Origin of the sequence: Sphaerospermopsis sp. FACHB-1094, from assembly GCF_014696195.1 — a bacterium.
Taxonomy (GTDB): domain Bacteria; phylum Cyanobacteriota; class Cyanobacteriia; order Cyanobacteriales; family Nostocaceae; genus Sphaerospermopsis; species Sphaerospermopsis kisseleviana.
Genome location: NZ_JACJPT010000038.1, coordinates 20,337 through 43,690 on the forward strand (window position 1 = coordinate 20,337; position 23,354 = coordinate 43,690).

The 23,354-nt window shown below is 37.8% G+C and carries 25 protein-coding genes and 1 pseudogene; 16 read left to right on the forward strand and 10 right to left on the reverse strand.

Translation table 11 applies throughout. The annotated features are described in order from the left end of the window. The first annotated feature begins 38 nt into the window (after positions 1-38). Positions 39-245 (forward strand): hypothetical protein, encoded by a 207-nt coding sequence (locus tag H6F47_RS13570; protein ID WP_190649586.1) that lies wholly within the window; start codon positions 39-41, stop codon positions 243-245. Here the strand turns inward: H6F47_RS13570 and H6F47_RS13575 are convergent. After that, the gene (locus H6F47_RS13575) at positions 242-2,053 is read right to left on the reverse strand and encodes a WD40 repeat domain-containing protein (RefSeq protein ID WP_242027394.1); all 1,812 of its coding nucleotides are present in this window, start codon (positions 2,051-2,053) and stop codon (positions 242-244) included. The genes H6F47_RS13570 and H6F47_RS13575 overlap by 4 nt on opposite strands. Positions 2,054-2,410: 357 nt before the next feature. On the opposite strand from H6F47_RS13575, the gene H6F47_RS13580 reads away from it, so the two are divergent. Together H6F47_RS13580 and H6F47_RS13585 are read left to right on the forward strand one after the other, a co-directional pair. After that, complete coding sequence (locus tag H6F47_RS13580) at positions 2,411-3,097, forward strand: SDR family oxidoreductase (protein WP_137669455.1); 687 nt, start codon at positions 2,411-2,413, stop codon at positions 3,095-3,097. A 99-nt stretch (positions 3,098-3,196) separates the two neighbouring features. Further along, the gene (locus tag H6F47_RS13585; RefSeq protein WP_190649588.1) at positions 3,197-3,346 is read left to right on the forward strand and encodes a hypothetical protein; all 150 of its coding nucleotides are present in this window, start codon (positions 3,197-3,199) and stop codon (positions 3,344-3,346) included. Here the strand turns inward: H6F47_RS13585 and H6F47_RS13590 are convergent. Then, positions 3,341-4,507, reverse strand: coding sequence for a pyridoxal phosphate-dependent aminotransferase (locus H6F47_RS13590; RefSeq protein ID WP_137669321.1), 1,167 nt, complete (start codon positions 4,505-4,507; stop codon positions 3,341-3,343). The two genes, H6F47_RS13585 and H6F47_RS13590, sit on opposite strands and share 6 nt — an antisense overlap. A gap of 118 nt (positions 4,508-4,625) precedes the next feature. Further along, the gene (locus tag H6F47_RS13595; protein ID WP_096571894.1) at positions 4,626-6,275 is read right to left on the reverse strand and encodes a Ppx/GppA phosphatase family protein; all 1,650 of its coding nucleotides are present in this window, start codon (positions 6,273-6,275) and stop codon (positions 4,626-4,628) included. Positions 6,276-6,810: 535 nt separating this feature from the next. On the opposite strand from H6F47_RS13595, the gene H6F47_RS13600 reads away from it, so the two are divergent. From H6F47_RS13600 to H6F47_RS13660, 13 genes are all read left to right on the forward strand, one after another. Continuing rightward, complete coding sequence (locus tag H6F47_RS13600) at positions 6,811-7,692, forward strand: 4-hydroxybenzoate solanesyltransferase (RefSeq protein WP_096571893.1); 882 nt, start codon at positions 6,811-6,813, stop codon at positions 7,690-7,692. A gap of 494 nt (positions 7,693-8,186) precedes the next feature. Then, positions 8,187-8,552 (forward strand): hypothetical protein, encoded by a 366-nt coding sequence (locus tag H6F47_RS28885; RefSeq protein WP_347239084.1) that lies wholly within the window; start codon positions 8,187-8,189, stop codon positions 8,550-8,552. A gap of 156 nt (positions 8,553-8,708) precedes the next feature. Further along, positions 8,709-8,909 carry a hypothetical protein gene (locus tag H6F47_RS13610; RefSeq protein ID WP_096571892.1) on the forward strand — a complete coding sequence of 67 codons (201 nt, stop codon included), beginning with the start codon at positions 8,709-8,711 and terminating at the stop codon, positions 8,907-8,909. A 234-nt stretch (positions 8,910-9,143) separates the two neighbouring features. Beyond that, positions 9,144-10,376: a GNAT family N-acetyltransferase gene (locus H6F47_RS13615; RefSeq protein ID WP_190649590.1), complete on the forward strand. Its 1,233-nt coding sequence runs from the start codon at positions 9,144-9,146 to the stop codon at positions 10,374-10,376. Positions 10,377-10,380: 4 nt separating this feature from the next. Beyond that, positions 10,381-10,854: a Holliday junction resolvase RuvX gene (ruvX, locus tag H6F47_RS13620; protein ID WP_096571890.1), complete on the forward strand. Its 474-nt coding sequence runs from the start codon at positions 10,381-10,383 to the stop codon at positions 10,852-10,854. Between the two features lie 131 nt (positions 10,855-10,985). Then, on the forward strand, positions 10,986-11,558 hold the full coding sequence (locus tag H6F47_RS13625; protein WP_096571889.1) for a DUF3727 domain-containing protein: 573 nt from the start codon (positions 10,986-10,988) through the stop codon (positions 11,556-11,558). A 40-nt stretch (positions 11,559-11,598) separates the two neighbouring features. Continuing rightward, positions 11,599-11,748: a hypothetical protein gene (locus tag H6F47_RS13630; protein ID WP_190346785.1), complete on the forward strand. Its 150-nt coding sequence runs from the start codon at positions 11,599-11,601 to the stop codon at positions 11,746-11,748. Then, positions 11,745-12,287, forward strand: coding sequence for a YqeG family HAD IIIA-type phosphatase (locus H6F47_RS13635; RefSeq protein WP_137669298.1), 543 nt, complete (start codon positions 11,745-11,747; stop codon positions 12,285-12,287). Before H6F47_RS13630 ends, H6F47_RS13635 begins: the two co-directional genes overlap by 4 nt. Positions 12,288-12,594: 307 nt before the next feature. Next, positions 12,595-13,704 carry a glutamate 5-kinase gene (gene proB / locus H6F47_RS13640; protein WP_190346784.1) on the forward strand — a complete coding sequence of 370 codons (1,110 nt, stop codon included), beginning with the start codon at positions 12,595-12,597 and terminating at the stop codon, positions 13,702-13,704. 102 nt (positions 13,705-13,806) lie between these two features. Continuing rightward, positions 13,807-14,391 carry a Uma2 family endonuclease gene (locus H6F47_RS13645; RefSeq protein ID WP_137668563.1) on the forward strand — a complete coding sequence of 195 codons (585 nt, stop codon included), beginning with the start codon at positions 13,807-13,809 and terminating at the stop codon, positions 14,389-14,391. Positions 14,392-14,489: 98 nt separating this feature from the next. Then, entirely contained in the window at positions 14,490-14,939 is a 450-nt protein-coding gene (locus H6F47_RS13650) for a DUF29 domain-containing protein (protein ID WP_190649592.1), read from the forward strand. Between the two features lie 86 nt (positions 14,940-15,025). Beyond that, positions 15,026-15,388 (forward strand): papain fold toxin domain-containing protein, encoded by a 363-nt coding sequence (locus H6F47_RS13655; protein ID WP_190346782.1) that lies wholly within the window; start codon positions 15,026-15,028, stop codon positions 15,386-15,388. A gap of 33 nt (positions 15,389-15,421) precedes the next feature. Beyond that, on the forward strand, positions 15,422-15,790 hold the full coding sequence (locus tag H6F47_RS13660) for a hypothetical protein (protein WP_190649594.1): 369 nt from the start codon (positions 15,422-15,424) through the stop codon (positions 15,788-15,790). A gap of 450 nt (positions 15,791-16,240) precedes the next feature. On the opposite strand, the gene lysS is transcribed toward H6F47_RS13660, so the two are convergent. From lysS to H6F47_RS13695, 7 genes and pseudogenes are all read right to left on the reverse strand, one after another. Continuing rightward, positions 16,241-17,812: a lysine--tRNA ligase gene (gene lysS / locus H6F47_RS13665; RefSeq protein ID WP_190346780.1), complete on the reverse strand. Its 1,572-nt coding sequence runs from the start codon at positions 17,810-17,812 to the stop codon at positions 16,241-16,243. Between the two features lie 145 nt (positions 17,813-17,957). Further along, entirely contained in the window at positions 17,958-18,833 is an 876-nt protein-coding gene (locus H6F47_RS13670) for an MBL fold metallo-hydrolase (RefSeq protein ID WP_096571882.1), read from the reverse strand. A gap of 138 nt (positions 18,834-18,971) precedes the next feature. Beyond that, positions 18,972-19,427 carry a DUF29 domain-containing protein gene (locus H6F47_RS13675; protein ID WP_190346778.1) on the reverse strand — a complete coding sequence of 152 codons (456 nt, stop codon included), beginning with the start codon at positions 19,425-19,427 and terminating at the stop codon, positions 18,972-18,974. Continuing rightward, positions 19,417-20,238 (reverse strand): TlyA family RNA methyltransferase, encoded by an 822-nt coding sequence (locus H6F47_RS13680; RefSeq protein ID WP_190346777.1) that lies wholly within the window; start codon positions 20,236-20,238, stop codon positions 19,417-19,419. Before H6F47_RS13680 ends, H6F47_RS13675 begins: the two co-directional genes overlap by 11 nt. A 182-nt stretch (positions 20,239-20,420) precedes the next feature. After that, positions 20,421-20,849: a DUF29 family protein gene (locus tag H6F47_RS13685; RefSeq protein WP_137668556.1), complete on the reverse strand. Its 429-nt coding sequence runs from the start codon at positions 20,847-20,849 to the stop codon at positions 20,421-20,423. A 167-nt stretch (positions 20,850-21,016) separates the two neighbouring features. Then, positions 21,017-21,115 (reverse strand): annotated as a pseudogene (locus H6F47_RS27925) (DUF2887 domain-containing protein); the annotation flags it as partial. A gap of 74 nt (positions 21,116-21,189) precedes the next feature. Next, the gene (locus H6F47_RS13695; protein ID WP_190649596.1) at positions 21,190-23,205 is read right to left on the reverse strand and encodes a family 10 glycosylhydrolase; all 2,016 of its coding nucleotides are present in this window, start codon (positions 23,203-23,205) and stop codon (positions 21,190-21,192) included. Positions 23,206-23,354 lie beyond the last annotated feature (149 nt).

Sequence of the window (23,354 nt, forward strand, 5' to 3'; positions counted from 1 at the left end):
TGAATAATAATCTTCATTATATCATTAATAACATAAATTTGACAAAAATTACCAATTACCAATTACCAATCACCAATTACCAATCACCAATCACCAATCACCAATCACCAATTACCAATCACCAATCACCAATTACCAATTACCAATCACCAATCACCAATCACCAATCACCAATCACCAATCACCAATCACCAATCACCAATCACCAATCACCAATCACCAATCACCAATTACCAATTACCTAATTTTCACTCCGTTGCCAAATTTTAATAGTTTTATCTAAACTTCCACTAACCAACATTTCACCCGATGCAGTAAAAGTTAAAGCTGTTACAGTATCAGCATGACCAGAAAAAGTTCCTAATAATTCTCCGGTTTCCAAATGCCATAATTTAATAGTTTTATCAGCACTACCACTAGCAATAATTTGTTCATCAGGACTCAAAGTAACTGCATAAACCCCTTCTCGATGACTTTTGAGAGTGTGCATTAATTCCCCAGTTACTAAATTCCAAACTCTCACAGTTTTATCTTGACTACCACTAATTAAATATTTACCATTAGCACTCATAGCCAAAGAATTAACAATGTGAGAATGACCTATTAAGATATGTACAGGTTTAATTTCTTGCTGATTTCTATTATTAAATGAAGATGTTAAACGCCAAACTTTGATTTTGCGATAACTACCTGTCACCAAAATTTTGCCATCTTGACTTAATACCATTGAATGGGCAGCAGTATCATCTAAACATAAAGTATTTTCTACTAGGCGATCGCGCAAATTCCAAAACAAGATTTTTCTATCATCTCCACCAGTTGCTAAACTTTTACCATCAGGAGTAAACGCCACACAACGCACACTACCTTGATGTTTATGCAGGATATCAATTAAATCTAACGCCCCAGTATGCCAAATTTTAACCGTAGAATCAGCACCTACACTAACTAAAGTTTGTCCATCGGTACTAAAAGCTAAAGAATTAACTTCATCTACCACACCAGAAACAGACCAAGGATATTCTGCTAAAGTTTCAATTAATTCACCTTTAGATAAATCCCATAACTTTGTCTCACCACGACTACCACTAGCTAAAATTGGGATAGTTTTCACATTATGACCACCCAAATCTTTCACTGTTAAAGCTTTAATAGCATAAGCTAAACAGTTAATTCCTCGCGTGTGTCCTTTTAATGTTTGCCAACATTCCCAATCACCAATAATATGCTTTTGTGGATGTTCTGAAGGCAACGTCTGAATCACTTCCACCATCATTTTATGATCGGTGATGGATGAATCATATTTATTGCCATTTTTATTGCCATTGATAAATTCCAAATACCAATTTAAACCACCAGCATACAATAAACTACTCGGATGTAAATACAACTTTGGTTCAGAAAATTGAACTTGATTTGTAGGTAAAAAACCAGTGATCACTGTTTGTTTTTGATATCCTAACTTTGTATGTCCTGGATAAAACAAACACAAGAAAATTAATACTTGGTGGTTTTTCACATCTTCCTGTGTTACCGTCCAACGAATTTTATCTTTTTTAATGCCGTTAAAACTTTCTCCATCCGCTACGTGAACTTGTACACTGATTTGGGAATTATTACTTAAAATATAAGTAAACTTACTTTCACCGCGCAAATTTCCCTCATCATCCAAAACCATATTTTCTAAACTGTCTTGTGGCACTTTTTTCACTAATTTACCCAAGCGTTCTATGATTACCCGATCTACAATTTGTTCACGCACAAGAAAATCTTCCGCTTGACTTTGAAAAAATTTAGGAAAGGGAATTGTCCAATCTGGTGGTTCAGGATATTCTGGAGGCATGGGTGGTGGATTTTTGGCCAGAATTTCTGCTTGTTTACGAGAACATTCCAGAATTTTTGCCAAAGAATCGCCCCAAAATACCATAATTTCACTGTGACAACCTTTGACTTGACCTTCCAAAAGAGATAGATCAATTGTCTTGGGTTTTTTCACCCTTTGCAGGAAGTCCGTTTGTTGCGCTTTGAGTAAACTAATCCAATCCATCTGCATGATAGTGACACACTATTGCATACCTAATGTAAGTTATACTAAGAAATTTAACCAATTTTATAACCTTTAGTGAAATAAAGATTAAGCAAATTTAACAATCTGAAAAATAGGAACTGATATTTACAGCAGATTGTCAGAAAATGAGATAAAAACAAATTTAAATGATTTCCATAAATTCTAACTAACTCTGAAAACATCTTACTGTTTCTAGAGCAACATTTATAGTCACTAAGAAGGTTTATGTCAGTAAATCAAAATCTTGGCTGATACAATCTTATAGCAGGAATTTACCAAATTGAGCAAACCAGGATATATTAATTATTTGTGTAATCAAAGGATCTATCTGAGAAAATCACTATGTCAACTACATCTTACATTTTTGTCGCTGGAGCTAGTCGTGGTGTTGGTCAAGAAATCGCCAAATATTTGACAGCACACAATATGAAGGTAAAAGCACTCTTGAGAACAGAAGTAGCCGCTAAGGAATTAGAAGCTATTGCTGTTCATCCAGTATTCGGAGATGCTTTAAAAGTGGATGATGTAGAAAAAGCACTTTTAGGCAATGAACCTATCCAAGCTGTAATTAGTACCCTTGGTGGTTTACCTACAGATGGTGTCAAACCAGATTTTATTGGTAATAAAAATTTAATTGATGCCGCAGTCAAAGCTAAAGTACAAAAGTTTATTTTAGTAACATCTATTGGTTGTGGTGATAGTGTAGGTGCGCTTCCTCCTCAAGCTTTAGAAGCACTCAAACCAGTATTAATTGAAAAGGAAAAAGCAGAACAACACCTGATAAATAGCGGACTCAACTATACCATTATTCGTCCCGGTGGTTTAAAATCAGAACCATCTACAGGTAATGGTATTTTAACCGCAGATCCCCGAATTGTTGGTAGTATTCACCGTGCTGATGTTGCTGAATTAGTTTGTCGTTGTTTAAATTCTACTAATGCTAATAATCAAGTTTTGTCTGCATTAGATAAAAATATGATTTATCCAGGTTTACCAGAATTTGTAGAGTTTGATTTAGGTAATTGGTAATTGGTAATTGGTAATTGGTAATTGGTAATTGGTAATTGGTAATTGGTAATTGGTAATTGGTAATTGGTAATTGGGAATAGTTGATTAGAAAACATAAAATTGATTACCCAGTCACCAGTCCCCAGTCCCCAGTCACCAGTCCCCAGTCCCCAGTCCCCAGTCCCCAGTCACCAGTCCCCAGTCCCCAGTCACCAGTCCCCAGTCCCCAGTCCCCAGTCCCCAGTAACCTTCATCCATCTGTGGTTATGATAAGATAATTTGTAATCCTTTGACTAATCTTTCTATTCCTGCTTTTGCTGTTTCTTGTTTTAATGCACCATAAGCAACACGCAAATAACAACCGTCTTCTATCCCGAAGGTTGTACCAGGGATGACTGCTACTTTATGTTCTTGAATTAATCTTTTTACTAATTCTAAAGCATCTATTTGAGTATGTACTTTTAAGAAAAAGTAGAAAGCCCCATTTGCAGGTGTGATGGTACATAAACCTTGTAATTCATTAAGTGCATTAATCACTATTTTCCGAGTTTGGGCAATTGTTTGAATATGATCTTTTACATAATCTTCTTTTGCTTGTAATGCCCCTAATGCTGCATACTGGGAAACGACAGGAGGACAAATTAAAATTGTATCTTGTACTTTTTTGACTGCATTTAATAAATGTTGAGGAATTACCATATAACCAATACGCCAACTCGCAAAACCATAAGCTTTGGAAAGGCTATAAAGGGAAATTGTATATTCATTACTTCCCGCAAATGCACCAGGGGAAATATGTTTTATTCCCTCATAGGTAAAATATTCATAAGCTTCATCACTAATATGATAAATACCCCGTTCTCGACAAATTTGATTTATTTGTTTTAATACCGCTTCTGAATATATTACACCTGTGGGATTATTCGGCGAAATTGTGACAATGGCGCGGGTTTTGGGTGTAATAGCTTGGGCTATATTTTCAGGAATTAATTGATAATTTTCGTCTGTTGCTACTAAAATTGGATGACAACCCGCCATTGTAATTGCCATTTCATGATTGAAATAATAGGGAGTGTTTAATATAATTTCGTCACCTGGGGAAGTTATGGCTAAAATAGCATTCATAAAGCCCATATTACTACCGGCTGTGACAACAATACAATTTTGATTGTTAATTTCAATGCCGTTAAATGTTGATAATTTTGTTGTTAATGCTGTAATTAATTCGGGTATTCCTGTAACTGGTTTGTAGAGATGATTTGTGGCATCGTTGAGGAATTTTGGTAATATTTCTATTGCTTCTGGTGGTGGACTATAGTAGACTACACCCTGTCCCAAAGAAATTGTACCGGGAGAATTTTTGATTAATTCCCCAACTACAGGAATAATTGGTGATTGTACCGCATTCATGCGAGAGAATTGATATTTCATAATAATCCAAGGAGTTACAGGAGTTACAGGAGTTACAGGAGTTACAGGAGAAAGAATTCATTTTTCCTAAACTCTTACACCCTGACACCCTTACCCCTGCGATTAAATTCCCTAAAAGCTAAGAAAACTTAACGCCAGTATTGACTAAATTTGCTAATAATTTCACACTAAATTCTTGTTCAAACACTCCTTTTTTGTAATCTAAACTCCACAATTCCAAAGCACAATCATCACCTAATTCAGAGGGAAATATTAACATTTTCAATTCATTTGCATGAGGCAAATATTCACAATTAACATGAGATACTGCGCCGATTTGTCTTCTATCTAAAGCTACTGCTAATCTTAAAATTGCACTCAGTTGACATATCATTTGTTTATGTTCTTTATGCAATAAATTCCGGTAATTTTCGTGCTTTTTCTTGGGTGGTGATTTGCGGTGATAACGAGCTAAATTAGCAATGATTTCGATATCGGTTTCGTTATAACCAAGTAATTCACCATTTCTAATTAGGTAGTATGAATGTTTGTGGTGTGCGGAATGGCTGATGTAGTGACCACAATTGTGTAAAATTGCAGCAGCCCAAAGTAATTGTCTTTCGTCTTTACCCCAAGGATGTAGTTTTCCCTGAGTTTGATCAAATAAACTTAATGCGAATTTAGCTACGCGATCGCTATGTTCTAGGTTAACTTGGTATTTTTTGGCAATTTTCAGAACATTGCGTTCTCGAACTGAACCTTGATAGCGCAGTCTATCTGCTATTAAACCATGTGTCAGCATCCAATCTACTATCACACCTTCCCGCAGGGAACGTTCACACAGTGTCACTGAGTCTACACCCAACAGGGTCATTGCTTCCTGTAATATCACTGCCCCAGCAAGTATTACTTCTGACCGTCTTTCTGGCATTCCTGAAATGGCTGCCCGTTCTACGCTATTCATGCGTCGCAAGCGCGTTACCCAAGTCCGCAAGTCCTGAAGATTAAATTGATAACCATTGAGGGTAGAAGGTATTACACCCATCTTTTCCCTAGCATTAATCATGGCTATAGTTTCAATTGTGCCAGATGTTCCTACTAACTTGGGAATTTCACCAGGTTGGAGTTTAGAAAGTACGTCTTCTACAGAACGTTCTAACATACCTCGTGCGTAGGCTTGCAGATATTGAAACTCTGTATCACTGATGGGATCAGTGGTGATAAACTCCCCAGTGAGTCGCACTGCACCAACTTTTGTACTGGTGAGACTGCGGGGTTCTTGGGAGTCGCCTAAAATTAGTTCTGTTGAACCACCACCAATATCAACAATAATGTGCGGTTGGTGATTAAATTCCATGCCAGAAAGCACACCTAAATAAATGCGTCGCGCTTCTTCCTGACCAGAAATTAAGTCTACACTTAAACCTAATTCGGTTTCTACTTGGTGTAAAAATTCTCTACCATTAGGTGCTTCACGGACGGCGCTAGTAGCGACTGCAATAATGCTTTCTGCTTCGAGACTTTTGGCTAGTGCTTGGAAACGTCCTAAACAAGCGATCGCTTTTTTGATCACTTCTGGTTTTAATTCTCCCGTTTCTAAATTGCGATCGCCTAATCTCACTGTTTCTTTTTCTTTGGCAATCATTGTAAAAGCTGGTAGTGTCGGTTCAATCCTGACTATTACCATGTGCAAAGAATTAGTGCCGATATCAATGGACGCAATCATCCGGTTTTGCTTCACTGGTGGAGTTGCCATATTCTCCCAGTTCGCAGAAACTACATTCACCATTTAAGTTTCTCTCTCTTAACAATGGATGGTCATGGTGTGCCGATTTAATCCGCACTAAATACTTGTTACTGACAATACAGCAGGAGTCAGGAGTAAAACTCTGTTTCTGTCTAGGTTTCAAATTAGATTCTGTACCTGATTGATCTGCTATCTACTGTATTGTAAATATATAGAGTTTTCAGGTTAATTGTTTGGTGAAATTACACACAATTAAAGTAATGAATTTGTATCCCAAGCTGGAACATTCGTTGATGTGTCAAGATCATCAAAAAATAAATCGCACAGACGCAAAGTAAAGAGAACAGGACTGACGCAAAATATCTCTCCAACCCTCTTTCCTTCGTGTCCTTCGTTCCTTTGTGGTTCATTCTTCTGTGACTTGTGCGTAAGTCCTAGAGAATAAAGTAAAAGTAAAGAGAATTAAATCATGTTTTGACATCAGTGCTGTATTTTTCCCAAATTTGGATGCTCCCTGTATTTACAGTTATCAAATAACGATATTCTATAGATGTGAAGATATGTGAATTAAGCGAATATGCTAACAACACCAGAAAGCAACCAAGAACCATTATGGCTAGTTATTATTCGGCTGTTACGGTGGCATAAACCAGAAGGTAGGTTAATTTTGATGATTCCTGCACTATGGGCTGTGTTTTTGGCAGCTGCTGGTAAACCACCTTTACCCCTAGTAGGAGTAATTATATTAGGTACTCTGGCCACCAGCGCCGCAGGTTGTGTAGTTAATGATTTATGGGATCGAGATATAGATCCGCAAGTCGAGAGAACACGCGATCGCCCTTTGGCTTCCCGCGCCCTATCCATCAAAGTGGGTATAGCTGTAGGGATAGTTGCCCTGGCTTGTGCCGCAGTTCTCGCTTTCTATCTTAGCCCTTTAAGCTTCTGGTTGTCTGTAGCAGCAGTACCCGTAATTTTACTTTATCCTGGTGCAAAACGAGTATTTCCTGTACCGCAGTTAGTGCTTTCTATCGCTTGGGGTTTTGCCGTTTTGATTAGTTGGAGTGCAGTTACACAAAACATTACCGCACCGACTTGGTTACTTTGGGGTGCAACTGTACTTTGGACATTGGGATTTGATACCATTTATGCCATGAGCGATCGCCAAGATGATCAGCGCATTGGTGTTAATTCCAGCGCCCTCTTTTTTGGTAAATATGCCCCCACAGCTATTGGTATTTTCTTCGCTGGTACGATCATTCTCCTAGCTGGAGAGGGTTTGTTAGTTAACCTGAATGGATTTTTCTGGATTAGTTTAATCATTGCATCTGGTGGTTGGGTTTGGCAATTTATCCGCTTGAGAAACCCCGAACTACCTAACCCTGCTTATGGAGAAATGTTCCGTCAAAATGTCTGGATTGGATTTTTGATTTTAGCAGGAATGATTTTTGGTTCTTTCTAAAAGAAACCCTTGACTGGTAACTGGTGACTGTTGACTGGGACAAGATTTTAGATTTTAGATTGGAGTTGATTAAATACAATCCAAAATCCAAAATCCTTTCATTTAATTTGTATGGCTACACCACGCCAGCTATCACAAATCAAATAGCAGTCCTATATGACTCTTGACTTCTGACTTCTGACTTCTGACAATTAATATTTCTGGTGATAGATTAAAAATTATCATGACGGTTGTTTGATGAGTTGGGATATTAATCTACCAACTAGATTTACTCAACTAAATGCAGCAATCTTTATTAGTCAAAATCGCTACAATAGGTTTATTATCTGTGGGTAGTTCCAGTGTAATTGCAGGCAGTTTTCTCTTCACACAAACTGTCAACAATACGGCAACAGCACAGATAATTACTGATATATCACGCTATTCAGAAATTCGCAATCACAAGTGGTCTGATCTTAACCAAATCAAACATTTCCCCATAAAGATTACTCCTAGTGATTCAGTTCATCTCCCTGGCTTACTCTCCAGGCTGGAAGCAAGGAAGTAATTTTTTTCAAATCCGTTTAAAACGACCTCCTGAACAAATTCAAAAATCACTTTCCCACTACAGTAAAATTGCAGGGCATAAATATTGGGGGGGTGATACAAACGACCATATCAAACAAGCTGAAGGTGTACCCACAACATTTTTTTATACTGGTAAATCTGATAATTTAGCCTTTCCCAGTACATATCAAATCTTGGTATTCAAGGCACAAGACCAAGGTAAACCAGGGTTTAAATGGAATCATGATCATAGCTATGGAGTCGCTATTGATAGTTCAGCCTCAGAAATTATCTATTGGGTAGAGAAATGGTAATTGGTAATTGGTAAACTTCCTTCTGTCCCCAGTCCCCAATACCTAACTATTACAGTTCGTTGCAAATCAATAAGCTAAGTCAAACAAGTATGATATTTTGATCATGTGATCAAGTCATACAACCGCACAACATTGATAAAGGAGAACACAGTGGAAATGGAATCAAATGTATTAACGGGCGCAGTTGTAGAAAACCAAGATATCAGTGAATATGTGGCGCATCTACAGTTGCACATGACACTCCAAGCTCGCAACTTGGTTCCAACACTAAAACACACACAAGAAGATAGTCGCCAGCAGCTACTTCATCAAACTCAAGCTTACTTTGAAAAGCTGGCCTCTAGACAAGGTTTATAAAACCTGAGCATTATAGAGAATTTTCAGAAAAACTTATACAATAGAAGCAGATATGATTGTGTCTACGCCAACGGTGTCATCACAATTTCTGCTTTTTATTCTTTTTTCGGTATTCAGTTAATAAAATCACTCTTTTGGAACAATAACTTAAGAGTGAAAAGCCGTTAAGATTATTATTGCAGCAGTACCTTACCCATCGCAATTAGTAAAGGTTAAATGGCGGCTTGAATCAAAATGAATTCACTACTTCCTCGAAATCTCAGCCTCGTAATTCGTCCTGTTCAATATCGGGATCTAGACGGTATTGAACGTCTAACACAAGATTCCTATACAGACCTCTCTCCCAAGGGCAGCTTTTTTACCATGCAATGGCTGCGTCACTGGTTTGGCTTACTCAAGTTTTTGAGTTGGTTTCCCAACCCTTTACAGTACCGCTTCTGCGGATTTGTCGCAGAGCAAGGACGGATGCTGCTAGGAATGATTCAAGTATCACCATTTAACCGTACCCGCAGCACTTGGCGAATTGACAGGGTAATGTTAGACCGTACTGCTGACAAACTGGGGGTAGGTTCACAACTACTTAGGCATTGCTTTGAATCAATTTTAGAAGCTCGTACCTGGCTGCTAGAAATTAATGTCAATGACGTTGATGCTCTAGCACTATATCGACAAAATGGATTTCAGCGGTTGGCAGAAATGACCTACTGGGAAATTAGCCCAGAGTTACTGCGAGAATTAGCACAAGCAGAACCTGACTTACCTAATCTCTTACCCGTTAGTAATGCTGATGCACCATTACTATATCAACTAGATACAGCATCCATGCCGCCTTTGGTACGTCAGGTTTTTGACCGCCATACCCATGATTTTAAAACCAGTTTATTCGGTGTTCTTGCCGATGCTGTGAAGCAATGGGTGACAAAAACAGAGGTTGTCAGCGGTTATGTGTTTGAACCCCAACGCAAAGCAGCTATTGGCTATTTTCAGGTACAACTTGACCGGAAAGGCGAAAATCCTCATGTAGCGAGTTTGACGGTTCACCCAGCCTATACTTGGTTGTATCCAGAATTATTGTCTCAATTAGCTCGCATTGCTCAAGATTTTCCCCAACAAGGTTTACAACTGGCTTCCTCTGATTATCAGCCAGAACGGGAAGAATATTTAGAAAGAATTGGTGCTAAACGCATTGAACATACCCTAATTATGTCGCGTTCCGTTTGGCATAAAATCCGCGAATCAAAATTCGTTTCTTTGGAAGGCATACAATGGCCAGAAGTGCTGCAAGGACTACAACCAGCACGTAAACCCATACCCGGTGGTATGTCATGGGTTCCTAAACCACAACCTGCCTCAGAGCGAACAGCAGCAAATAAGTCAGAAACTGTTGCTTTTGGTAGTCAACAATTTCATAATATGGATACATATCGCCAATCTGAATCATCAGAGGCACACCAGGAGAACAATTAGAGTGATGCTTGAGCAGCAATCAAAATCTTTTATATCCGCCTTGGGTTTGGATGTTGGTAGCAAACGCATCGGTTTAGCAGGGTGCGATGGTACTGGTTTGATTGCCACAGGTATCACTACGATTGAGCGCCGATCCTTTCAAGATGATGTGGAGCAAATACAACAAATCTTGCATGATCGCCAAGTGCAAGTTCTGGTTGTTGGTCTACCATATTCAATGGATGGATCTTTAGGTTTTCAAGCTCGACACGTCCAGAAATTTGCCAAGAGGTTGGCTAAAGCTGTGCATCTGCCTATTGAATACGTTGATGAGCGATTAACTTCTTTTCAAGCTGAACAAATGCTGATTGCAGAAAATCGCTCGCCATCACGTCATAAGAGCCTGATTGACCGGAAAGCCGCAGCTTTAATTTTGCAACAGTGGCTAGATGCTAGACGCAGTAACTCCAACAGATCGGTAGCATTTGTTGAGGATTAATACCTTTGAACATGATATTCTGAAAACTATTACTCAACTGTATATTCAGCTTTTTGGTTGACATTGACTGTCATAAAACAGTTAAATGAATTTCATAGATTTGAGTATTGATAAGTTTAGATAATGTGACTATGTATTCATCTGAATTTTCTGAAGAAAATGATCGTGCTGACGCTGCTGCTATCACTTTGACCGATGAAAAAGGGCGATCGCTCGAATGTTATATTGAGCATTCCCTCTCGGTAGATAGGCAAGAATATGTTTTACTTCTGCCTGTTGACTCACCCATAGAAATTTTTGCTTGGCAAGGTGATGGTGAGGAAGAAGAAGCCATTTTGGTAGAAGATGACGATTTAATTGATGAGATTTTTAGTACCGCTCAAGCAGTTCTCTCTGAGCAAAATCTGACTATTAAAAATACTGCTTATGCTTTGACTGTAGTGGGTGAATTACCACCAGTAGAAGAATCAGAAATCTTCACCTTAGAAATCGAAGATGAAGGAACAGATTTAGAACCGGAGCAACTACAGCTACTGGCTAGTTTCTATCATCAAGACCAGGAGTATGCAGTTTACACCCCCCTTGATCCCCTGCTATTTTTTGCCCGTATCACCAAGTCAGGTAAGCCAGAATTACTATCTCCTGAAGAATTTCGTAAAGTTCAACCGCTTTTAGAAGAACATCTGTTTGATCAGGTTGAATAATTCATAACTGAAATTTAATGTTTCCATTGCTAGTCTAATCTTGATTGGCAATGGAATTTTATTACAGGAGTTAGGAGTTCAGGAGGCAGAAGAAGCAGGGGGCAGAAGGCAGAAGGGAAATATTTTTCCCCAGTCACCAGTCACCAGTCACCAATCACCTGTCACCTCATGTATGAATTACGAATTATGAAGACTTGGAACAATATTTTACAACCAGACTTGATTTTAGAAGGTTCCGTTTTGCAACTCACACCAGATATCATCCAACAATATGGACTCAAAGGGCTGGTTTTGGATGTTGATGATACTCTAGTACCCATTACTGCCAGCGCCGCTTCCCCAGAACTAGAACAATGGGTAGAACAAATGCGTGATTATGCGGCTCTTTGGTTAGTGAGTAATAATCTCAGTGAATCCCGAATTGGTAGTATTGCTCGTTCCCTGAATATTCCTTATTACCTGGGTGCGGCTAAACCCTCACGTCGTAAAATTAGAGCCGCATTACAAGGAATGAATTTACCTGTACATCAAGTAGGTATGGTAGGCGATCGCTTATTTACTGATGTCATAGCAGGTAATCGTTTAGGAATGTTTACTATTTTAGTTGAACCTATTGTTCATGCTGATACTGTGCTTCGTTCTCATCCTATTCGCAACTTTGAAGTTTGGGTATCAGAAATACTTGGCGCTTCTATTTCTCCCAAATACACAAAAATTAACAAAGATTGATAAATCAATAAAAAAGTAAATCTAAAGAAATACTAAAGAAATCCTTAATGTTCCAAAAAATCGGAGATTATAGGTATTAATAACATGGGGTCAAGCAAATAAAGACCCTAGCCGATCAAAAATAACTTTAAACCCGTACAGCGTCAGCCTTCACGATAGAGGGATTGGCGCTGTACAATTTTTTAGGTGTTGATAGGTGATTGGTGATTGGGGACTGGTGACTGGTGATTGGGAAAAATAACTAATAACTAATGACTAATGACCAATAACTAATGACTAATAACTAATGACTAATAACTAATGACTAATGACTAAAACAATAGTTGTAAAAATCGGTACTTCTAGCCTGACCCAACCAGAAACGGGACAATTAGCCCTTTCTACCATTGCCAGCTTAACAGAAACCCTGTGTAATTTAAGACAACAGGGACATCATATAATTTTAGTCTCCTCCGGTGCTGTGGGTGTGGGTTGTGCGCGACTGGGTTTAACAGAACGTCCCAAAGCGATCGCCCTCAAACAAGCAGTAGCAGCAGTTGGGCAAGGTCGTTTAATGCGTATATATGACGACTTATTTACTACTTTGCAACAGCCTATTGCCCAAGTATTATTAACTAGGTCAGACTTAGTGCAACGTAGCCGCTATCTTAACGTTTATAATACTTTTCAGGAATTGCTAGGACTGGGAGTAATTTCCATAGTCAATGAAAATGATACCGTAGCCATAGAAGAATTGAAATTTGGTGATAATGATACCCTTTCCGCCTTAGTGGCGAGTTTAGTAGAAGCCGATTGGTTATTTTTACTGACAGACGTTGATAGATTATATTCAGCAGATCCCCGTACAGTACCCGACGCTAAACCTATTTCTTTAATTAGTAACATGAAGGAATTAGCGGAATTACAGATTCAAACCGGGGGACAGGGTTCACAGTGGGGAACTGGGGGAATGGTAACAAAAATATCTGCTGCTAGAATTGCGATCGCTGCGGGAGTAAGAACTGTCATCACTCAAGGACGTTTTCCCCACAACATTGAAAAAATCATCAACGGAGAACCCATCGGAACGCACTTTGCACCCCAACCAGAACCCACATCAGCGAGAAAACGCTGGATAGCTTATGGTTTAGTTCCATCTGGAAAATTATATTTAGACGATGGCGCAATTACAGCTATTTCTCAAGCAGGAAAATCATTATTAGCAGCAGGAATTAAAACCGTAGAAGGGGAATTTGATCACCAAGAAGCAGTGCAAATATGTGATATTCATGGTAATGAAATTGCTAGAGGTTTGGTGAATTATAACAGCGAAGAATTACAAAAAATTCGCGGTTGTCATTCACGAGATATCGAAGGAATTTTAGGTTATGCAGGTGCAGAAACCGTCATTCATCGGGATAATTTGGTTTTAACATAATATCAATAAATATTAGCCATATTAGCCCCCCTTTTTAAGGGGGGTTGGGGGGATCTAAATTTGGTATAATTAAAATTGTCACTAGGGAGAGTGAAAAAAATTATGACTCAAGCCTTAGAAAATTCCATTGGTTTAGCCGAAGAAGAACAACGTTTCTACCGTCGGGGAGTTATTTGGGAAAGATTTCAAGCAATTCAAAACAGCTTTGAAAATGTACCAGGGGTGCGTTTATTTTATTGTGAGGGAGTTTTAGAAATTGTGGGTATAGGTAAAGCACATGAATTTATAACATCTTTAATAGGTTTGTTGCTAGGACAGTATTTTTTAGACAAAGAAATTGAATTTTTTCCTAGTGGTAGTTTTAATCAAGTTATTCCTGGTATAGTTGATTATCAAGCCGACTTATCCTATTGTTTAGGCACAGATAAAGATAGACCAGATTTGTGTATAGAGGTAGTTATTACTAGCGGTAGTCCTATTAAATTACAGAAATACAAATTAATGCAAATTCCCGAAGTTTGGTTTTGGGAAGATGGCACACTTGAGGTTTATTGTTTGCGAGAAGCAGAATATGAAAAAATTAGTAATAGTGTGTTGTTACGAGAATTAGATTTATCTTTATTGAGTCGTTGTATTTTGTTATCTTCACCCTTAGAAGCAATTAGAAAATTTCGTCAGGGTATTTGAATTTATTCTCGTTATCCTCGTTCCCCGTTTCTAACTGGGAATGCAATTAAGAAGGCTCTGCCTTCTGCTAACATTAAAAGAGAATAGGAGAAAACATCATGGTTTCTATTCCCAAGACAGCAATCCGATTGTATGATACTGATTTTTTAGCATGGACACAGCAAACGGCTGAGTTAATTCGCGCTGGAAAATGGGATAGGGTAGATTGGGAAGCGGTTGTTGAGGAGATTGAAAGCTTGGGAAGGTCAGATAAACGAGAGTTGAAAAGCCGATTGGAGGTATTGTTACAGCATTTGCTAAAATGGCAATATCAGCCTAGTTTGCGAAGTGGATCTTCGCAAAATACAATTACAGAACAACGCAACCGCATTGAAGACTTATTACAAGATAGTCCTAGTCTTAATCCTTATTTAGAAGAAGTATTAGCTGAGTGCTACCGCAGAGGCAAAAAACTAGCAAGTAACGAAACAGGAATTTCTCAAAATACCTTTCCAGCAGATTTACCTTACACTGTGACTCAAATTCTGGATATGGAATTTTTACCATAAACTGTATTCCCTGTCAGAGACAGGGAACAAGAAAATATACAAGAAAATATAAAGGTTGATAAATTAGCGGTAGCCTGGAGGTGTGGGTGAGTCAATTATCTGATGAGGATATTTTTCGAGAAATTGGGAAAATCATTCAAAATTTTGATCTTTATCAATGTGATGATTGTGCTAGGGCTATATACCAATGGTTACAAAAGAACAATATTCAAGCTAAAATTCTCAAATTAAAAACAAAAAATAGAACAGATGAATATATTTTGAGTAATCGTTTAGAAAAACAGGATATCACCAATTCAATTACACAGAATGGTACTCATTATGAAGTGGAGGTTTTAGGCAAAGTTTTTGATAATCTCTCAGTTGAAGGAATGACGAAAGAGGATTGGTTAAATGATTTTGATTGTCTCAGCCGTGAGTTTATTATCACTGAAATAGATTTGCTATAGTAAAACCAGCACCACCACAGCAAGGAGGTTAATATGGGAGGAATATATGAAGTTTTACAAAAAATCAAACACAGGCCAGGAATGTATATTGGTAATTCTTCTATTACGATTTTACATCATTTTTTAGTAGGATATAAATTCGCAAGGAATGAGTTAGGAGTGGAATTAAATCAGGAAGAAGCTGATTTTTATGAGAATTTTCAGCCCTGGATACAGCAACATTTTAATGTGAGAACTTCCAATTCTTGGGCGAATATTATTTTATTATTTACCCGTGATGAAAAAGATGCTTTTAACAGGTTTTTTACTTTGTTAGAGGAATTTAAACAGCGTGATCAAAATCAAGATAATAAAGCTATGCAGAAGGATTTTGATCATGAAAAATTAGTATCAAAATTATGAAACCTGAATAAATAGGGTTTGCTGAAAAAGTTATCTGTGAAGGCTAGGTGACAGGTGACAGGTGACAGGTGCTACGCCACGGTGACAGTTTCAAGAGTTGGATAGGAACGATTTTTTCTTGAAGTAGGAATTAAGTGCAAGGTTTTTCACTTGTCACCTCATAAAAGCTGGCAATTTTTGAAAGCACTTCGGCTTACTTCGACTGCGCCCTTCGACACCGCTCAGGACAGGCTCAGTACAAGTCGCTCAGTACAAGTCAAAATAGCTAAAACCCTTTACCTGTAAAGTTTTCGGATTTATTCAGTAAACCCTAAATACGTCTTCTCCTCGTTCCCCGTTTCTAACTGGGAATGCAATTAAGAAGGCTCTGCCTTCTGCTAATATTAAATATAAGTCAGAGACTCACAAAATGTATTCCCTGTCAGAGACAGGGAACAAGTCAACAAGTGATTAAACTTTTGCCTGATTCAAACTGACAACATCTTGCAATCTAGAAATCACAAAAGACTTCTCTAAATAAGAGAACAAACCACCAGCTTTTGGACCACGTTCTTTATTTAAAAACGCCAAATACAAAGCCTTAAAAGCATTCGCTGGAGGAATTTGTAATTCCTTAGTAGTTGAGAAAATCACAGTTTGCAATTCTTCAGCTTCCCAGTTAGCAGCATTCTCTAAATTCTCCGCTAACTTCTGTACATAACTCACCTGTTCTGCGTTTAAAGTATTAGCTTTTTCGGGAACTTGTTCTAAATATAGAACTAGCTTTTCTTCCTCATCTGCGTAGTCTTGCAACCACTTTTGAGCAGAAGCAATTCTTTGATTGACAATAAAGTGATCATACTCAGTTAAAGGATTTGCAGTTCTTTGTACAACTTCATCCTGAATATTTAAACGCGGAACTTGCAACAGGGAAATTAACGTACTGTAATCAAAAGGTTGAAATGGTTTAACTTCATCACCCAACTGGGCATAAAATAAAGACATTAATTCTTCAGTTAATTCAGAATTATTTTGATACTTACTAATTAAAGTATCGTAATCTCTAAATAACCGAGTAATGGTTTCATAATTGGGAGCGAAATTAATTACCGTTCTCGGCTGAGTTCTTAACATTAAAAAGCGTAATAACTCAGGTGGTAATAAATCAGCAATTTCCCGCGCACTCGAACCTACACCTTTAGATGAACTCATTTTTGTACCATTGACAAGAATAAATTCATAAGGTGAATGAAAAGGCGGTTGTTTTTGTAAAACTTTGCGAGAAATCGCATTAGCTACATCCCTAGAACCACCTTTTTGCGAGTGATCCTTTCCCGCCATTTCAATAGTTACACCTAACACATCCCATTTTGCAACCCATTCCACCTTCCAAGGTAATTTCCCATTACCATTAAAAGGAGAAACCCAACCAGAATGACCACAACCTTTTACATAATTAGTTGCATCTGGTTCACAAGTATAAAAAACTTCTGAACCGTTATAATCTGTGGTTACAGTTGTGGCGATTTTACCGCAATTTTCACAAATAACTTGAAAAGGATACCAGTTATCAGGGCGATCGCCTTTACTTACTTCTTTATATGCTTCTCTCACAAGATGAGCATTTTTTAAGAAAGTATCAATGTGGGAATTAAGTTGACCAGAACGATATAAATCACGTAAAAAATAAGTTTCTGGTTTAATTCCTAAATACTCAAAAATTTCAAAAAATTCGCCAATGAAATATTTAGCATAATCACTCGCACCCTCACCAGGTGAAGGTACGTTACACAGGGGGAAACCCAAATATGGTTTAAATTTTTCCTTGTCTAAATATTTGGGAACGGTATCCAATGCGTCGTAGTCATCCACACCGTACATGAATTTTACGGGCTTACCTGCGTGTTTCAAGGCACGGTAAATAACATCATGGATAACCACACCCCGCAATGATCCGACGTGGACCCGTCCTGAAGGAGTTTTAGAATCATTAACTACCTGGTAGCCTTGTGTATCAGCAGCGATTTTATCAGCCCAAAACATTTGATTTTCTATCTTTTCACAATTTCTCTATTTTAACTCTATGGGTTAGGTTGTAGATGATTTTTTGGGGATGTTATGACAGGTGATAGCATGGTGTGGGGTGTAAGGCAAGAATTTTCTCTGCTGACTCCTGACTCCTGAATTATTACTGCAAACTTTCCATAAAATCAATACACCTTTGCATTTTTTGTTGCATAATCTCAGAATCAGCTTGATAGCGTCTTCCATGACTTGGTAGCACCCACTCAAAGGTATAATTGGTTAGTTTACGCATAGATTGAATTTGTTCTGTCCAGGAATACCAACAAAATTCACGAAAGGCTATTAATTGTTTTTCTTCTTGGGACCAAGTAAGATGATCTCCTGTAAACAGAAATTTATTTTTGTACAGTAAAACTGTGTGTCCTTTAGTGTGTCCGGGAACGGGAATAATTAATAAGTCTGCTGTCAGTTGAAATGGTTCTGAACCTGTTATTTGTATTTCTATATTTTTTGTTTCTGGGTCAATATCATCACTGTGTAAAATGCGTTGACATTGAAAATAATCTGCAAATTGTTGATGATCGGCAAGATCGTCTTTGTGAGATAAAAACAGATATTTTATTCCTCCCATTTCTTCTAAACGTTTAACTAATGGTGGTGCAAACCGGGGAGAATCTACTAATATATTGCCTTCTGGATGTTGAATTAAATAGGGAACACTGGCAAAAGATTTTTCGGAATGATAGCCACAATGGTATATATTCTCATCTATTAAAATCGGAAAAGTTTGTTGTACAAAGTTAATATCTTGTGGTGTTTCTACTGTACCAATGGAACTGGTGGGACAGGATAAAAGTGCTTGTAATGCGGCTATTCTTTCTGCATTATTGCTTGGTTGATGATGCACTGCTGATTGTTCACCAATACGGGAAAATACTTCGGGAGTCATCCAGCGACAGGTATCACAATCAATACAAGTAGTATCAACATAAAAATCACCGTTGATATTTTCAGGACGACGCTGATTTAAATTAGCCATTTTCAACCTCTGAATAGGATAAATAAACGCGACATCATCACCCTAACAAAGATAATTTTCTTGAAAGACTACCGCAAGCTAGATTTATCAATGGTTTATTGTTGATTGGTAATTAATTTTATTTTCAATAATTATCAATCACTCAGGTAAAAACTCACTATCTAGCACCTGTTCAGGAGTAAAAGGACATTTTCCTGGGAAAATATCAGGTGATAATCCTGTTTCTTCTATTGCCCAATCTACGGCAGGAGAGTAACTTTCTGAAAAAATACTTTCATAATAATTTTTTAAGCTGGGATGTTTTTGTATAGATTTATTCACTCGCCGACGATTTTCTTTGATACTAGCTTTCCAACTTCCTAAACGTTTTTCTGGTTGATATTTCCATTTTAAGAGATGGGCTAAAATGACAATGAGATTATTTTCTAAAGCATCTTTTAAACTGCCACCCATTTCTTCTATTTCTTCTATTAATAAATCAATATCTAAGTTATCAAAGTTACGATGCTTTAAATTTTCAATTGTTCCATCTAACCACAATTGATAATCTTGTTCATACAAGGTTTTTAAACTTAATTGATGATTATTGCTCATTTTTTGTCAACTCCTGTACAGCGTTTTTAGTCATTTCTTGGATGCTTGTTAAGTCTGGTGGTTGGGTTTCACTTTCCATCCCTAACCATAAAAGATATTCAATATTTCCCGCAGGTCCAGTAATGGGAGAAAAGGTCAAACCCAGATATTTCCATTTTAATTCTAACGCTGTTTGTAAAACTTGAAAAATCGCATCTCCATGATCTTTTGGATCTCTGACTACTCCTTTTTTACCCACACGATTTTTACCAACTTCAAACTGTGGTTTTACTAATAAAACTGCTTCCCTTGGTGCTTGGGTTAAACGCCAAATTGCTGGTAAAACTTTGGTTAAGGAAATAAAGGAAACATCTACAACAGCTAAATCTGGAAATATTGCCCCTTCAGGATATAATTTTTCTGGTTGTAGTTCTCGTAAATTGGTACGTTCTTTTAAAATTACTCTTTCATCACTTCTGATTTTCCAGTCAACTTGTCCATAACCTACATCAATTCCATAAACTTGTGCAGCACCATTTTGTAATAAACAATCGGTAAAACCGCCGGTAGATATTCCCCCATCTAAGCAGATTCTTTGATTTGCGGAAATACCAAAAAATTTCAATGCTTTAGCCAGTTTTTCACCCCCACGGGAAACAAAAGGAGGACGTTCTTTAATTTGAATTTCTGCGGTTTTATCTACTTCTGTTCCGGGTTTATCAATTATTGTTTGGTTTACCATGACTTCGCCGGCTTGAATTAGTCTTTGTGCTTGTTGACGGGAAGGAGATAAACCCAAATCTACTAATAGTGTATCTAGTCTTTGTTTCATTTATTTTTTGTTATTTTGTAGTTTGTAGGTTGGGTTAAGCGAAAGCGCAACCCAACGAAAGTAAGTAAATGTTGAGTTTCCTAACGTCAACCTATCCCAATATAAACGACAGCGCAACCCAACAAAAGTAAGTAAATGTTGGGTTTCCTAACGTCAACCCAACCTACCTTATTTAATTTTTGTTAGTTTTCTGGTAGTATTAAATCTAAAGCATAATTGATAATTTCTGATTTATTCACCAGTTTCTCTAATTCCTCTGCTTCATAAAGACCTTCTTTGACTTCTAGGGAAGCTTCATCAATAGCATTTAAATAAGCTTCTGCTAAAGTTTCTAATAATTCTTCTTTTGTTAAAAAATAACCTCCAGATTTACGGCGTTTATTTTCCCGTTGAATTTCTCTCACTGAGTTTCTAATGGAAACTTCCCAAGAACGAGTTGAGCAATTTTCCGCTTGTTGTTTAATGAGGTGGATGAGTAAAATTATTGCATAACTGCGAATGGTTTTGATAATATCATTGCGACTCATTTCTTCTAATTCTTCAACTATAGTTAATGCACCTTGAAAGTCACCTTGTAGGAGTAGATTTTTGAGATTTAATATTTCTTCCATAATTTCATACTTAGTAACTTTTCAGTGAGTGAAGTACACCAGTAGCGGGCAAGATGCCCGCACCACAAGAGTTTTATGATTCATCTCTGTACCTCATAACACCGGTAAGTGCTGTAAATCCGTTTCTGCACAGAAAACCCAAACTTACCATTACTGTATTTTACCCTTGATTCTATTTCCTCCCTCTTCATTCTTGGAAATTTGTAAATTAAAATTGTCTCGATGATTTCTAATATTTGTTGTTGTTTGGGTTGAGACTTCACCTCTAGACAGAAGTTAAAAAACGCACCTTGCCAAAATAGCCAAAGTGCGATCGCCATAATCATCTGCCTTCCTCAGATTAAGTTACAGTAATTACTACACCCACACTCTCATTACCCAACCTATCCACTGCACACACCGCATAAGTTCCCGGTGGTACAGTAGCAAAAGTAGTACCAGCAGACAAAATGCGTTGAATGATCCAATTATCGCCACTTTGACGGTAAAGAGTCCAAGAACGCACAGGTTTATCATCACCTCTTTCCCAATTTAATCTACCATTTTCAAATTTAATTTCTTTGGGAGGAGAAGGAGGATTTTGACTTTGCCATGACATAGTAGGAATTATGGCCGGACGAGAATAATAAACCTGTTTAAATTGATCAGCAATACCTTGGACATTTTCTTTGATATAATTCATACTAAAAAATATATTTCCCAAGGACAAATTTTTAGCTAAGTTCCGAGAAATGAGAATTTGTTTTTCAATTTCCGAATTTTTCCAAGCTTTCCCATCTAGTTTGGAAATATTGTTACCAGCGTAAATATGTCGCTGTTTAGTATTGACTTGAGTCCACCAGTTCAACAACACTTCATAACTTTGTTGTGTTTGATCAGTCCGCCAATAAAGTTGCGGTGCTAAATAATCTATCCAACCTTCCTGCAACCATTTTTTAGAATCAGCATAAAGGGCATTATAGGCATCTAAACCAACAATACCCGGTGGTTGTCCAGGGCGATAAATACCAAAAGGACTAATCCCAAATTTAACATGAGATTTAGTTTTTTTAATTCCTTCTGATAAACGCAACACCATTTGATTAACGTTTTCCCTTCGCCAATCTTCTAAGCTGAGTTTACCTCCATTAGCTTGATAAACTCCATAAGTTTTTTGATCAGGAAATGATTGACCAGATATAGGATAGGGATAAAAATAATCATCAAGATGAATGCCATCTATATCGTAGCGATTGACAACATCTATAATCACATTATAAGCTCGATCTTGAACAATTTTTGATCCAGGATCCATCCATAACTGATTACCCCATTGATAAACAACTTCTGGATTAGTAATAGCTATATGGGGACCGACATTAAACCCGCTTTTAGTAGTAGTTTTGGCGCGATATGGGTTGAACCAAGCATGAAGTTCAATGTTGCGTTTATGACATTCAGCGATCGCAAATTCCAAAGGATCATAAAATGGTTCTGGTGCTTTTCCCTGAGTTCCCGTAATCCAAGCACTCCAAGGTTCTAAATTAGAAGCATATAAAGCATCCCCTTCTGGCCGCACCTGTAAAATTAGGGCGTTAAAATTTAAAGATTGTAATTGTTGAATAATTTGCAGTAATTCCGTTTTCTGCTGTTCAACACTCAACCCTGGTTTGGAAGGCCAATCACTATTCCACACAGTGGTGATCCAAGCACCCCGGAACTCCCGGTTATGACTTACCCTTACAGTCCTGGGTTGGTTTCCAGACGATGGTGGTACTACTATATATTCAGAAGCAATTTTTTCCGCCCTTCCCAGATATACCAAAGCTTGATATACCATCACAGCCACATCAGCACGAGTCGCAGCCATTCTGGCATTAAGTAATTTGATATTTGGATAACTCACTACCCAACCAACACGAGAGGCGATCGCCACCTGATTGATAGCATAATTAGGAATTGTAGCCGCATCTTGATAGATTTGTCCTAAACTACTAACTAAATCAGCTTGGACTTGACTAGCAATTCCCAAACCATTAACCATCGCAACTAAAACATCACCTCTGGAAATACTATCATTAGGGCGAAAAGTCCGATCAGGGTAGCCAACCAAAAATCCAGTTTCGTAAACTTTTCTAATTGCACTATTAGCCCAAAGTGTAACAGGTACATCTCCAAAAGGTACATAATCCCGTTTTTTGGTTGTTGTCAGTACAGAAGCTATAATCGCCGCAAACTCAGCACGAGTAACAGGGGTATTAGGGCGAAAACTACCGTCAGGATAGCCATTTAAAATTCGCCGTTGGGCTAAAGCCTGAATAAATAACCGCGCCCAATGATTTTGAATATCGGGAAATGATGCAGTATTAGATACCATTGTTGATTTTTGGTAGAGTTACATCCATTGTTAATTTAGCAACAGAAGGCAAGGGGTAGGAGTCAGGATTCAGGAGTCAGGAGTCAGGAGTCAGGAGTCAGGAGTCAGGAGTCAGGAGTCAGGAGTCAGGAGTCAGGAGTCAGGAGTCA